This window comes from Pseudomonas sp. BF-B-30 (assembly GCF_019956305.1).
Taxonomy (GTDB): domain Bacteria; phylum Pseudomonadota; class Gammaproteobacteria; order Pseudomonadales; family Pseudomonadaceae; genus Aquipseudomonas; species Aquipseudomonas jessenii.
In genome coordinates this window covers 39,161-51,950 of record NZ_JAHBDG010000077.1, presented here as the reverse complement: position 1 = coordinate 51,950, position 12,790 = coordinate 39,161, and the positions used below count along the sequence as shown (strand labels likewise).

The window sequence follows — 12,790 nt, the reverse complement described above, 5'->3', positions numbered from 1 at the left end:
TTATCTTGTACAGACCCGAATGTTTGTACAGGTTTAGATTCGAGGTGCTCCGATGTTCCACTCCCCCGCCAAACCGAAAATCGCCATTAGCGCCTGCCTGATGGGGCTCGACGTACGCTACAACGGCGGACACAAGGAATCGCGGTTGTGCAGCCGCACCCTCACTGACTACTTCGACTTCATCCCGGTCTGCCCGGAAGTGGCCATCGGCCTGGGCGTACCCCGCCAACCGATTCGGCTGGTGGGCAGTGCAGATCAACCCGAAGCCCTGGGCACCCTCGATCACAACCTTAACGTGACACAACCGCTGGCCACCTACGGCCAGGAAATGGCAGTGCAGCTGGGGGAAATTTGCGGCTACATCTTCATGCAAAATTCTCCGTCCTGCGGCCTGGAGCGGGTCAAGGTCTACCACGCCAACGGCGCACGGGCGGACAGTGGCGGGCGCGGGATCTACGCCCGGGCTTTCTGCCTGCGGCACCCGGACTTGCCGGTGGAGGAAGACGGCCGGCTCAACGATCCGGTGCTGCGGGAAAACTTCCTCACCCGGGTGTTCGCCTACAACGCCTGGCAGCAGCTACGCCAAGTGGGCATGAGCCGGCGCAGTCTCACGGACTTTCATTCGCGCTACAAATACCTGCTGATGGCCCACAACCCGGTGCAATACAAAACCCTGGGCAACCTGCTGGGCAACATGGGCAAAACCGATCCGCAGGAACTGGGCCCCCGATATTTCAGCGAACTGATGGCGGCGCTGAAAAAATGCGCCACACGTCGCACTCACACCAACGTCCTGCAACACCTCAGCGGCTACCTGAAACAGGCCATCAGCGGCGAAGACAAGCGGGAAGTGCAGCACGTGATCAGCCAGTACCGTCTGGGCATCGTGCCGCTGGTGGTGCCGCTGACACTGCTCAAGCATCACTTTCGCCAACACCCCGATCCGTACATCGCACAGCAGGTTTACCTGCAACCGCACCCGGAAAACCTCAGCCTGCGAAACGCCATTTGATGAAAAAAGCACTCGACACCAGCGCCCGCGAAGACCTCGGCGATGACTTTAAAAAGGCGCTGGACGAAGGCTGGCTGCCGATCCGTGAAGTGGCGCGGCAAACCGGGGTCAATGCCGTGACCTTGCGTGCCTGGGAGCGGCGCTACGGTCTGATCGTGCCGCTACGCACGCCCAAGGGCCATCGGTTGTTCTCGGCCGACCACGTACAACGCATCCAGACCATCCTCACCTGGCTCAACCGTGGCGTTGCCGTCAGCCAGGTCAAACCATTGCTCGACACGCCGCAAGCCTTCAGCGAGTCCGTCGACAACGATTGGCACGCCTTGCTGCAAACGTTGCTGCAGGCAGTCAGTCGATTGCAGGAACGCGCCCTGGATGACAGCGTCAATCAGGCGATGGCGCTGTATCCGCCGCGAACCCTGTGCGAGCAATTACTGATGCCCTTGCTGGCCGCGCTGGAGCAACGCTGGCAAGGCCAGTTCGGGGCGCAGATGGAGCGGGGCTTTTTTTGTGCCTGGCTGCGCAGCAAGTTCGGTGCGCGCATCTACCATAACAATCGTCAATTGCGCACCGCGCCGCTGCTGCTGGTCAACCACTCGGACCTGCCCGTGGAACCGCACCTGTGGCTCACGGCCTGGCTGATCAGCAGCGCGGATTGCCCGGTGGAGGTCTTCGACTGGCCGCTGCCTGTCGGAGAATTGGCATTGGCGGTCGAACTTCTGCAACCCCGAGGGGTTCTGCTGTACTCAAGCAAAGCCCTGAATCCGGCGCAGCTGCCGAAACTTTTCAAAGGCGTCAGTTGCCCAAAAATGATTGCCGGACCAACGGTATGCATCCACCACACCGAGTTGTCCGCAAGTACTGCCGTGATCGCTGATCTATACCTGGCCGAAGATCCGTTGTCGGCACATCAGGCACTCGTTCAGCGCGGGCTGATTTAAATGGATCGCGTGGATACCAAAATGCAATTGATCTGGCTGCGCAGCGACTTGCGCCTACATGACAACACCGCCCTCTCGGCCGCCGCGGCTCGCGGCCCGTGCGTGGCGGTGTACCTGCTGAGTCCGGAGCAATGGCTGGAACACGACGATGCGCCCTGCAAAGTGGACTTCTGGCTGCGTAACCTGCGCGAGTTGAGCCGCGAACTGGGTCAACTGAACATTCCCCTGCTGATCCGCCAGGCCCCTCGCTGGGATGACGCACCCAGCGTATTGCTGAACCTGTGCCGACAGTGGCAGGTCGATGCGTTGCACCTCAACGAGGAATACGGCATCCACGAGTCCCGTCGCGATGCAGCAGTCGCCCGGACGCTACAGGCTGAAGGGATCGAAGTTCGCCGCTACCTCGATCAATTGCTGTTCAAGCCCGGGAGCGTGCTGACCCGCACCGGCACTTTCTTTCAGGTCTTCAGCCAGTTCCGCAAAGTCTGCTACGAACGACTGCACCACTCGCTGCCCAGCCTGGTACGCGCGCCGCACAAACAAGCGCCGCTGAACATCGCCAGCGATGCGATCCCCTTGAGTGTCGCCGGCTTTGCAACACCCGCTGATAACCTGCGCAACCTGTGGCCGGCGGGCGAAGCCGAAGCCCGGCGTCGCCTCGACAGCTTTAGCGATGTGCAGATCGAGCACTATCAAAGCGAACGGGATTTCCCGGCGAAGCCCGGCACCAGTCAGCTTTCGGCCTATCTCGCCGCCGGGGTGATTTCTGCGCGCCAATGCCTGCACGCGGCCTTGAACAGCAATCAAGGTGAATTCGAAAGCGGCAAGACCGGCGCCGTCACCTGGATCAACGAACTGCTATGGCGCGAGTTCTACAAACACATCCTGGTGGGCTACCCACGGGTTTCCCGGCACCGCGCGTTTCGTCCGGAAACCGAAGCGCTGGCCTGGCGCAACGCCCCCGAAGAACTGGCCGCCTGGCAACAGGCACGCACCGGCTTGCCGATCATCGACGCCGCCATGCGCCAACTGCTGGCAACCGGTTGGATGCACAACCGCCTGCGCATGGTGGTGGCGATGTTCCTGACCAAAAACCTGCTGATCGACTGGCGCGAAGGCGAACGCTTTTTCATGCGTCACCTGATCGATGGCGACCTGGCGGCGAACAATGGTGGCTGGCAGTGGAGTTCTTCCACCGGCACCGACTCGGCGCCTTATTTCCGGATTTTCAACCCGTTGAGCCAGTCGGAAAAATTCGACCCCGAAGGCGTGTTCATCAAGCAATGGCTGCCGGAACTGGCCGCTCTGAATAAAAAAGACGTGCACAACCCCGCCAATCTCGACGGCCTTTTCGGTGTTGTGGATTACCCCTCCCCGATCGTCGACCTGGGTACTTCCCGTACGCGTGCGTTGACGGCATTCAAAAACCTGCCCTCGCGGCAATACGCCGCCGTTGGGTCATGAATTACCGCCACCGGGATTACTTCGATGCCGGGGCTCTGCTTTATGAACATTTACCCGTATTGGGCCGGGCAATTGCCTGGTTGAAAAGGAGATTGGGATGAGTCGCACACTCGCACGACGATACTGGCTGACCGGTGCAAGCAGCGGCATCGGTGCCGCCCTGGCCGAAGAAATCCTGAAAACCGGTGCGCACCTGGCCGTCAGTTCGCGCACCGTGCCCCCCCTGAATGACTTGTCGCTACGTTATCCGGGGCAAGTGCTGGTGGTCCCCGGAGACCTGACCAACAGCCAGACCGTACGCGAGATCAGCGAGCAGATTGCCGAGGACTGGGGCTCGCTGGACACCGTGATACTGAACGCCGGCACCTGCGAGTACGTGGATGCCAAACAGTTCGATGCGTCGATTGTCGAGCATGTGGTGCGCACTAACCTGTTGGCCAGCAGCTATTGCATCGACGCCGCCCTGCCATTGCTGCGTGCCGGCACCGCACCGCATATGGTGGCCATGGCCAGTACGGTGACCTACCTGCCGCTGCCCAAGGCAGAAGCCTACGGCACTTCGAAGGCCGGGCTACGTTATCTGTTCGAATCCCTGCGCATCGACCTGGCCCCGGAAGGCATAGAACTCACGGTAATCAGCCCCGGGTTTGTCGAGGCGCCGCTGACGGCAAAAAACGACTCGCCCATGGCCTTGAGCTGGCCGGTGGAGAAAGCCGCGCGGCACATCTTCGAAAAACTCAAGGACCGCCCGTTGGAAATCGCTTTCCCCGCAGCGTTCATGACCGCCCTCTGGCCACTCTCCAAACGGCCGGACCAAGTAAAACTGGAGATCGGCAAACGCATGGTGCGCAGCCAGCCGCCGATCAAGGATCAACCCTGAAAGTCGTCATCAATGGCGGCGGTGTCTCGGACGCTCCGATATTTGAGCGTCCGTCAGACCTTTCACACAGTACCCGGTGACTGCCTTACACTGCGCGCCATGAAAACCATCCCCCATACGCAAATCGCGGAACCCGCGGTCACCTGCTCGACCTGCGCAGCCTGCTGCTGCCAGCTCGAAGTCATGCTGATCACAGATACGGGCGTGCCTGAACGGTTCATCGATACCGATGACTGGGGCGGGGAAGTGATGTTGCGCCTGGATGACGGTTGGTGTGCCGCGCTGGATCGCAACACGATGATGTGCACGATCTACGAAAAACGCCCGCTGATCTGCCGGGAGTTCGAGATGGGCGCTCCGGAGTGCATCGAAGAACGCCAGGGGATTTCGACGGCGTATCGCTAGTTTGAAGTTGTCCCAATACCAATGTGGGAGCGGGCTTGCTCGCGAAAGCGTCAGGTCAGTCGATTACAGTGTCGACTGATCCACTGCTTTCGCGAGCAAGCCCGCTCCCACATTTAGCACAGCGTTGCTGTCTTACAACGGCATCGTGTAATGCAATGCGTAACTTTCTACACCATCGTTCGGAGTGGTGATCCCGGCGTTGGAATAGTGCGTCGCACGAACCCCGACTTCATGTCCGCCGGCAAAGCGCAAACCGAAACCAAAGCGGTCTTCGAACTGGAAGGCGCTGCCCAGATCGTTGCTTTCGACTTCGGTGCTGGCAAACGCCGCCACGCCAATCCCAAACTCAATGTAGGGTTTGACGTTCTGGCCGGCAAATTCATAAACAAGCACGGGTGAGAACGACAGGCTGTGGTTACTGGATTTCTCGTCACCCTCCCAATAGGTATAGGCGCCGTCCCAGTAACCGGTCAGACGACCAACGTCGCTCTGCCACCAGCTCTGGTCCCAATCGAATTGCACCCCCAATCGATAGGTCATGGTCGACTCGCCGGTTTGCCCCACGGCAAATTCCACACCTGCCGCCTGCGCGGTAAAAGTGTGCCCCAAAAGTGCGGTCGCAATCGCGGCCAAGCAGAATAGTCGCTTCACTTGAAACTTCCTTTTCCGAACGATTTCGTATGGTTTTTTTGTTACCAAGCCCTGCAAAACTATAGAAGTCAGCGATTTATCAGAAGTTTACCCCGACTCTTCGTATCCCCCCGGACAGCCATCTACCTGTTGAAGCTTCGCACAACACCAGAGGTATTCCACAGTATCGGCAAGATATTTCTGAAATGAAGCGGATCGGCGCTGGTCCAGAACTGTGCCTCACGGGAAGGTCCCTGGGCGAGCAGCTCGCCTTCGGCCAGCAGACGCTGAAGTTGTCGCGCGACGGCGGCGCCGGTGTCGATCAGGCTGATGTCCTCGGGGATCATCTGCCGCAGCATCGGCTTGAGAAAGGGGTAATGGGTGCAGCCGAGAATCAGAGTGTCCGCGCCGGCAGCCAGCAGTGGCTCGACATACCCGGCCAACAGCTGGCGCAACTCGGGGCTGCGCAGGTCGCCGTTTTCAATCAGCTCCACAAGCCCTGGACAGGGCTGGGTGATCACTTTCACATCCGTGGCGAAGCGGTCGAGCAACGCGGCGAACTTGGCGCTCTGCAAAGTGCCTGTGGTGGCCAGCACCCCCACCACGCCGGAACGGGTTGCGGCGGCGGCCGGCTTGACTGCCGGCTCCATGCCAACGATGGGCCATTCCGGATAGTCGCGACGCAGGTCGGCGACCCCGGCAACCGTCGCCGTGTTGCACGCCAGCACCAAAGCCTTGGCGCCCTGCTGCCGAAAGAAGTCGGCCATCACGCTGCAACGTTGCTGGATAAATGCCGGGGATTTTTCGCCGTAGGGAACATTTCCGCAGTCGGCGACGTACAACAGAGACTCATTGGGCAGCAAACGCTGGATCTCGGCCAGTACCGAGAGCCCACCGACACCGGAGTCGAACACGCCGATCGGCGCTTCACGCATGTTTCGGCCCACAGACGCTGCAGCCCGGATCGCGCTTGACCCGCAGTTCACGGAAGCGCGCGCCCAAGGCATCGATCAACAACAGGCGCCCCACCAGCGGCTCGCCGAATCCGGCCAGCAACTTCAACGCTTCAAGCGCTTGCAGACTGCCGACCAGCCCCACCAGCGGACCGACCACGCCGGCCTCGCTACAGGTCAATTCGGCTTCGCTGCCGTGCCCGTATAAACAGTGGTAGCACGGACTCTCCGGTCGACGCGGATCGAACACCGACAGCTGCCCTTCGAGGCGAATCGCCGCGCCGCTGACCAGCGGTTTGCCGGCCGCCACGCAAGCGGCGTTGACCGCTTCACGGGTGGAAAAATTGTCAGAACAATCGAGGACCAGATCCACTCTGGCCACTACGGCGGCCAGGGAGTCTTCGTCCAGCGCCGCACGATGGGCGATCAGTTGAATCTCGGGGTTGATCGCCGTCAGGCGCTTGATTGCCGAATCGACCTTGGTCATGCCGACGCTGTCGGTGTCGTGAATGATCTGGCGTTGCAGGTTGGTCAGGTCGACCGTATCGAAGTCCGCCAGGTGCAACTCACCAACGCCGGCGGCCGCCAGATACAGCGCCACTGGCGCGCCAAGGCCACCAAGACCGACGATCAATACGCGGCTTTCCTTGAGCCGCAACTGGCCGTCGATATCGATGTGTTGCAGAAGAATCTGCCGGCTGTAGCGCAGCAATTCCTGATCATTCAGCACGGCAGGCGCCCCAGACTGATGCGTTGATGACCGCCCAGATCGGTGCGGCTGTGGACTTCTTCAAAACCCCGGGTCAGCAGCAAATCGCGAACCGCCTCGGCCTGATCATAGCCGTGTTCGAGCATCAGCCAACCGCCGGCGTCCAGATGGTCCGGTGCCTGGGCAACGATCAAGCGCAGATCGTCGAGCCCGTCGACACCCGCCACCAGGGCGCTGGCCGGTTCAAAGCGCACGTCGCCCTCGACCAGATGCGGATCGGCCGCTGCGATGTAGGGCGGATTGCTGATGATCAGTTGAAAACGCTGACCTTCCAGGGCGCTGAACCAATGGCTGCTCAGCACGGTGGCGTTGTCCAGGTGCAGGCGCTGGCGATTGCGTTCGGCCAGGGCCACGGCTTCCAGAACACGATCCACGGCAGTGACGCTCCAGGCCGGACGCTCGCTGGCCAGGGCCAGGGCAATTGCGCCGCTGCCCGTGCCAAGGTCGAGTACCTTGGCCGGTGTGGCCGGCAACAGTTCCAGCGCGGCTTCCACCAGCAGTTCGGTGTCGGGGCGCGGGATCAGCGTGTGCGGTGCCACTTCCAGGTCCAGCTTCCAGAAACCCTGCTGGCCGAGGATATAGGCCACCGGCTCGCCGCTGCGGCGACGCTGCAAATACTCGGCGAACGTCAGCGCCGCTTCGCTCGGCACGATGCGCTCCGGCCAGGTATGCAGGAAACTGCGGGACTTGCCCAAGGCCGCCGCCAGCAGCAGTTCGGCATCCAGACGCGCCGTCGGCGAGTCGGGTAAATCGGCGGCGCGCAACAAACTGGCAATGATCGTCATTTACTCACCTATCGCTGCCAGTTGATCGGCCTGGTACTCGGCCAGCAACGGCTCGATCACCGCCTCGACGCCGCCGGCGAGGATCTCGTCGAGGGAATACAAGGTCAGGTTGACCCGATGATCGGTGACTCGGCCCTGGGCAAAATTATAGGTGCGGATACGCTCTGAGCGGTCGCCGGAACCGACCAGCAACTTGCGCTCGCTGGCGATGGCGTTGGCCGCGGCGGAGGTCTGCTGATCGTTCAGCTTGGCCGACAACCAGGACATCGCCCGGGCGCGGTTCTTGTGCTGTGAACGTTCTTCCTGGCACTCGACCACAATACCGGATGGCAAGTGCGTGATACGGATCGCCGAGTCGGTCTTGTTGACGTGCTGGCCACCGGCGCCGGAGGAGCGATAGGTATCGATGCGCAGATCGGCCGGGTTGATCTCGATGGCTTCCTGTTCGTCCGGTTCGGGCAATACCGCCACGGTGCAGGCCGACGTGTGAATGCGGCCTTGGGATTCGGTCGCCGGAACCCGCTGCACGCGGTGCGCGCCGGATTCGAACTTCAGCTTGCCGTAGACGTTGTCGCCCTCGACCCGGGCAATCACCTCTTTATAGCCGCCGTGTTCACCCTCGTTCTCCGAAAGGATCTCCACCCGCCAGCCACGACGCTCGGCGTAACGCGAATACATGCGGAACAGGTCGCCGGAGAAAATCGCCGCTTCGTCACCACCAGTACCGGCACGGATCTCGAGGAACACGTTGCGGCCGTCGTTCGGGTCCTTGGGTAGCAGCATGCGCTGCAGGTCGGCTTCGAGCGTGACCAGGCGTTCCTTGGCCTCGCGGACTTCTTCCACGGCCATTTCCCGCATGTCCGGGTCGCTGTCCTTGAGCAGTGCCTGGGCGCCTTCGAGGTCGTCCTGCACTTTCAGCAGTTCTTTATAGGCGCCCACGATCGGTTCAACTTCCGCGTACTCCTTGGAATAGGTGCGGAACTTGTTCTGATCGGAAATGACCTCGCCATCGCCCAACAGGGCGGTCAATTCCTCGAAACGGTCCTGGAGGATATCCAGCTTATTGAGCAGTGACGCTTTCATTGCGGTTTTTTATCCGAAAAGCTATCCGATGAGCCCTCACCGAGGGCAAAGAGTTCCTGGGCCATCGCCAGCGCATCCAGGCGACCTTCGGCAGAGAGCTTTTTCAACTGCACGCTCGGTGCGTGCAACAGTTTGTTGGTCAGCCCGCGGGCCAGTTGCACCAGCACCTCTTCGGCACTGGTGCCGTTGGCCAGCATGCGCTGGGCCTTTTGCAATTCTTCATCGCGCAGGCGTTCGCTCTGTTGACGATAGGCCTTGAGCACGTCCACCGCCGCCAATTCGCGCAGGCGGATCATGAAGTCTTCGGCACCGATCGAGACCATCTCTTCGGCGGCCTGGGCTGCGCCCTGGCGGCTCTTGAGGTTCTCTGCAACCACTTCGTGGAGGTCGTCGACGCTATAGAGGTAAACGTCGTCCAGTTCGCCGACTTCTGGCTCGATGTCGCGAGGAACAGCGATATCCACCATGAAGATCGGTTTGTGCTTGCGCAGTTTCAAGGCGCTTTCCACCGCACCCTTGCCCAGAATCGGCAACTGACTGGCGGTGGAACTGATGACGATATCGCTGCGCACCAGTTCTGCCGGAATATCCGACAACAACACCGCATGGGCACCGAACTGTTCGGCCAGAATGCTTGCGCGCTCCAGGGTACGGTTGGCGACCACAATGCGCTTTACACCCAGGTCATGCAGATGGCGGGCGACCAGGGTGATGGTCTCGCCGGCGCCGATCAACAAGGCCTGGCTGCGTTGCAGGTCGCTGAAAATCTGCTTGGCCAGGCTTACCGCGGCAAACGCTACCGACACCGGGTTCTCGCCGATGGCCGTGTCGGTGCGCACCTGCTTGGCCGCATTGAACGTGGCCTGGAACAACCTCCCGAGCAGCGGCCCGATGGTCCCGGCTTCGCGGGCCACGGCATAGGCCGACTTCATCTGGCCGAGAATCTGCGGTTCGCCCAACACCAGCGAGTCGAGCCCGGAAGCGACCCGCATCATGTGACGAACTGCCGCATCATCTTCATGCACATAGGCGCTTTCGCGCAGCTCGTCGTAGCTCAAATGATGATATTCGGCCAGCCAGCGCAGCACGACGTCTGCCGACAGGTGATCCTGTTCTATATAGAGTTCACTGCGATTGCAGGTGGAGAGGATCGCAGCTTCGCGGCTGTCGGTGAGTCGGCAGAGCTGCTGCAAGGCCTCAACCAGCTGCTCAGGGGTAAAAGCCACGCGCTCGCGGACGTCTACTGAAGCAGTCTTGTGGTTAATACCGAGTGCAAGGAAGGCCATTCAAAGTCGCTGATTGTGACGTGAAGCCGACAATTGTCCTACTTCGACGGAATCAGAACAACTACTCGATATCTATCGCCCCATCAGGCGCCATCGCGGGTTGCGAGCAGTTCTCGTTTACATAAGCATCAGGGCGATGCGGATCGGGCTGGCAGGTAAATTGCCGGGCCGGTTATGTTTGCTCGAAAGCTTGTGTCATGATGATCCGACCGCAGGTTAGTCGTCCTCTTCCTATATGAATAGATCCTCCGCGTTGCTCCTCGCTCTTGTCTTCCTCAGCGGCTGCCAGGCCTTGGCACCCGTTTCGTCGGACGGTGCGCCGCCGGTTGAAGACAGCACCCCGGCCCCTGAAAAGCCCAAGGTCTACAGCCCATTCAGCGAGGAAACCATCTTCAGCCTGTTGAGCGCCGAACTGGCCGGCCAGCGCAATCGTTTTGACATTGCCCTGGACAACTATGTGACCCAGGCCATCAACACTCAGGATCCGGGCATCTCCGAGCGGGCATTTCGTATCGCCGAATATCTGGGCGCCGACCAGGCAGCCCTGGATACTGCGCTGATCTGGGCCAGGAACGCCCCCGACGACCTCGAAGCGCAACGCGCCGCCGCCGTGCAACTGGCACGCGCCGGGCGTTATGACGACTCCATGGTCTATATGGAGAAAGTCCTGCAAGGCAAAGGCGACACCCATTTCGACTTCCTTGCGCTGTCCGCGGCCGACACCGACCAGGACACCCGCAACGGCTTGATGAAAAGCTTCGATCGTTTGTTGCAGCGTCATCCGGACAACGGCCAGCTGATTTTCGGCAAGGCCTTGCTGATGCAACAGGATGGCGACGCCAAGGGCGCGCTGAAGCTGCTGGAAGACAATCCGCCGGAGGACGGCGAAATTGCGCCGATCCTGCTGCGCGCACGCCTGCTGCAAACCTTGAATCGCGGTGACGAAGCCCTGCCGCTGCTGCAGAAAAGCATCAAGAAATACCCGGACGACAAGCGCCTGCGCCTGACTTACGCGAGGATGCTGGTTGAACAGGACCGCATGGACGACGCCAAGGCCGAGTTCTCGAGCCTGGTCCAGCAATACCCGGAAGATGACGAACTGCGTTACTCCCTGGCGCTGGTGTGCCTGGAAGCCAAGGACTGGAATGAGGCCAAGGGTCATCTTGAAGACCTGATCGCCCGGGAAAGCCATGTCGACTCGGCGCACCTGAACCTCGGCCGCATCGCCGAAGAACAAAACGACCCGCAAGGCGCGCTGATCGAATACGCCAAGGTTGGCCCGGGCAACGACTTCCTGCCAGCGCAATTGCGTCAGGCCGACATCCTGATCAACAACGGCAAGACCGCCGAAGCGCAACGCAAGCTGGCGGCAGAACGCGATGAGCAGCCGGATTACGCCATCCAGTTGTACCTGATCGAAGTCGAAACCCTGTCCGCCAACAATCAGGGCGACAAGGCCTGGAATGCTCTGCAACAGGCCTTGCAGAAATACCCGGACGACCTGAACCTGCTCTACACCCGCGCCATGCAGGCGGAAAAACGCAATGACCTGGCGCAGATGGAAAAAGACCTGCGTACGATCATCAAGCGCGACCCGGACAATGCCATGGCGTTGAATGCCCTGGGCTACACCCTGTCCGACCGCACCACGCGTTACGCCGAAGCCAAGGCCCTGATCGAACAGGCGCACCAGATCAGTCCGGAAGACCCGGCGGTACTCGACAGCCTTGGCTGGGTGAATTACCGCCTGGGCAATCTCGACGAAGCCGAGCGCCTGCTGCGCCAGGCCCTGGATCGTTTCCCCGATCAGGAAGTCGCCGCTCACCTGGGTGAAGTCCTGTGGGCCAACGGCAAACAGCGTGAAGCGAAACAAGTCTGGGGCAAGTTCCTCAAGGAACAGCCTGACAGCCCGACCCTGCGCGGCACCATCAAACGCCTGACCGGATCAGAGACTCTTTAAAATTATGTTTTTGCGCCATTTCATCGCTTTCAGCTTTATCGCCCTGCTCGCCGGTTGTGCCGGCCTGGGTCCCCGTGAGTCGGTCGAGGGCCATGGCAACGCCGCCCAATGGCGCGAGCACAAACAGCAACTGACCGGCCTCGATGGCTGGCAGATCGACGGCAAGATCGGCATCCGTGCCCCGAAAGACTCGGGCAGCGGCACGCTGTTCTGGTTGCAGCGCCAGGATTACTACGACATTCGCCTGTCGGGACCACTGGGCCGCGGCGCGGCTCGCCTGACCGGACGCCCGGGCAAGGTGTCGCTGGAAGTCGCCAACCAGGGACGTTACGACGCGCCGAATCCGGAAGTGCTGCTCGAAGAACAGCTAGGCTGGAAGCTGCCGGTGTCCAACCTGGCCTGGTGGGTGCGCGGGCTCCCGGCTCCCGACAGCAAAAGTCGCCTGACCCTGGACGGCGACAGCCGCCTGGCGAGCCTTGAACAGGATGGCTGGAAGGTCGACTACACCGCCTACACCCAGCAAAACGGTTTCTGGCTACCCGAGCGCATCAAGCTCAGCGGCACCGACCTTGATGTCACGCTGGTGATCAAGATCTGGCAACCGCGCAAACTGGGGTCGTGA

General features: G+C 60.9%; 13 protein-coding genes and 1 pseudogene. 8 read left to right on the top strand and 6 right to left on the bottom strand.

Features of this window, described 5'->3' with window-relative positions:
- The first annotated feature begins 52 nt into the window (after positions 1–52).
- The 6 genes and pseudogenes from KGB29_RS26165 (at position 53) to KGB29_RS26140 (ending at position 4,702) form a co-directional block, all read left to right on the top strand.
- Positions 53–1,012 carry a YbgA family protein gene (locus KGB29_RS26165; RefSeq protein WP_150814911.1) on the top strand — a complete coding sequence of 320 codons (960 nt, stop codon included), beginning with the start codon at positions 53–55 and terminating at the stop codon, positions 1,010–1,012.
- Positions 1,012–1,953 (top strand): MerR family transcriptional regulator, encoded by a 942-nt coding sequence (locus KGB29_RS26160; protein ID WP_057713323.1) that lies wholly within the window; start codon positions 1,012–1,014, stop codon positions 1,951–1,953. Before KGB29_RS26165 ends, KGB29_RS26160 begins: the two co-directional genes overlap by 1 nt.
- A 21-nt stretch (positions 1,954–1,974) precedes the next feature.
- A complete protein-coding gene (phrB, locus tag KGB29_RS26155; RefSeq protein WP_150814910.1) occupies positions 1,975–3,417 on the top strand; it encodes a deoxyribodipyrimidine photo-lyase in 1,443 nt (480 codons plus the stop codon).
- A 2-nt stretch (positions 3,418–3,419) separates the two neighbouring features.
- Positions 3,420–3,518, top strand: a pseudogene (locus KGB29_RS26150) (nuclear transport factor 2 family protein); the annotation flags it as partial.
- Positions 3,515–4,297, top strand: a complete 783-nt coding sequence (locus KGB29_RS26145) for an SDR family NAD(P)-dependent oxidoreductase (protein ID WP_150814908.1) — start codon at positions 3,515–3,517, stop codon at positions 4,295–4,297. The pseudogene KGB29_RS26150 and the gene KGB29_RS26145, both read left to right, overlap by 4 nt.
- A 99-nt stretch (positions 4,298–4,396) precedes the next feature.
- Positions 4,397–4,702 (top strand): YkgJ family cysteine cluster protein, encoded by a 306-nt coding sequence (locus KGB29_RS26140; RefSeq protein ID WP_056726267.1) that lies wholly within the window; start codon positions 4,397–4,399, stop codon positions 4,700–4,702.
- A gap of 132 nt (positions 4,703–4,834) precedes the next feature.
- Here KGB29_RS26140 and KGB29_RS26135 read toward each other — a convergent pair whose 3' ends face one another.
- The 6 genes from KGB29_RS26135 to hemA all read right to left on the bottom strand — a co-directional run bounded on the left by KGB29_RS26135 (position 4,835) and on the right by hemA (position 10,208).
- Positions 4,835–5,353 carry an acyloxyacyl hydrolase gene (locus KGB29_RS26135; RefSeq protein WP_150814907.1) on the bottom strand — a complete coding sequence of 173 codons (519 nt, stop codon included), beginning with the start codon at positions 5,351–5,353 and terminating at the stop codon, positions 4,835–4,837.
- A gap of 122 nt (positions 5,354–5,475) precedes the next feature.
- On the bottom strand, positions 5,476–6,267 hold the full coding sequence (gene murI / locus KGB29_RS26130) for a glutamate racemase (RefSeq protein WP_150814906.1): 792 nt from the start codon (positions 6,265–6,267) through the stop codon (positions 5,476–5,478).
- Positions 6,260–7,015 (bottom strand): molybdopterin-synthase adenylyltransferase MoeB, encoded by a 756-nt coding sequence (locus KGB29_RS26125; RefSeq protein ID WP_150814905.1) that lies wholly within the window; start codon positions 7,013–7,015, stop codon positions 6,260–6,262. The genes murI and KGB29_RS26125 overlap by 8 nt, the downstream gene beginning before the upstream one ends.
- The gene (prmC, locus tag KGB29_RS26120; protein ID WP_090457656.1) at positions 7,009–7,839 is read right to left on the bottom strand and encodes a peptide chain release factor N(5)-glutamine methyltransferase; all 831 of its coding nucleotides are present in this window, start codon (positions 7,837–7,839) and stop codon (positions 7,009–7,011) included. Before prmC ends, KGB29_RS26125 begins: the two co-directional genes overlap by 7 nt.
- Positions 7,840–8,922, bottom strand: a complete 1,083-nt coding sequence (prfA, locus tag KGB29_RS26115) for a peptide chain release factor 1 (protein WP_007981853.1) — start codon at positions 8,920–8,922, stop codon at positions 7,840–7,842.
- The gene (hemA, locus tag KGB29_RS26110) at positions 8,919–10,208 is read right to left on the bottom strand and encodes a glutamyl-tRNA reductase (protein WP_057713317.1); all 1,290 of its coding nucleotides are present in this window, start codon (positions 10,206–10,208) and stop codon (positions 8,919–8,921) included. Before hemA ends, prfA begins: the two co-directional genes overlap by 4 nt.
- Positions 10,209–10,443: 235 nt before the next feature.
- Here hemA and KGB29_RS26105 point away from each other — a divergent pair, with 235 nt between their 5' ends.
- Together KGB29_RS26105 and lolB are read left to right on the top strand one after the other, a co-directional pair.
- Positions 10,444–12,168, top strand: a complete 1,725-nt coding sequence (locus tag KGB29_RS26105) for a tetratricopeptide repeat protein (protein ID WP_150814904.1) — start codon at positions 10,444–10,446, stop codon at positions 12,166–12,168.
- 4 nt (positions 12,169–12,172) lie between these two features.
- A complete protein-coding gene (gene lolB / locus KGB29_RS26100) occupies positions 12,173–12,790 on the top strand; it encodes a lipoprotein insertase outer membrane protein LolB (protein ID WP_150814903.1) in 618 nt (205 codons plus the stop codon).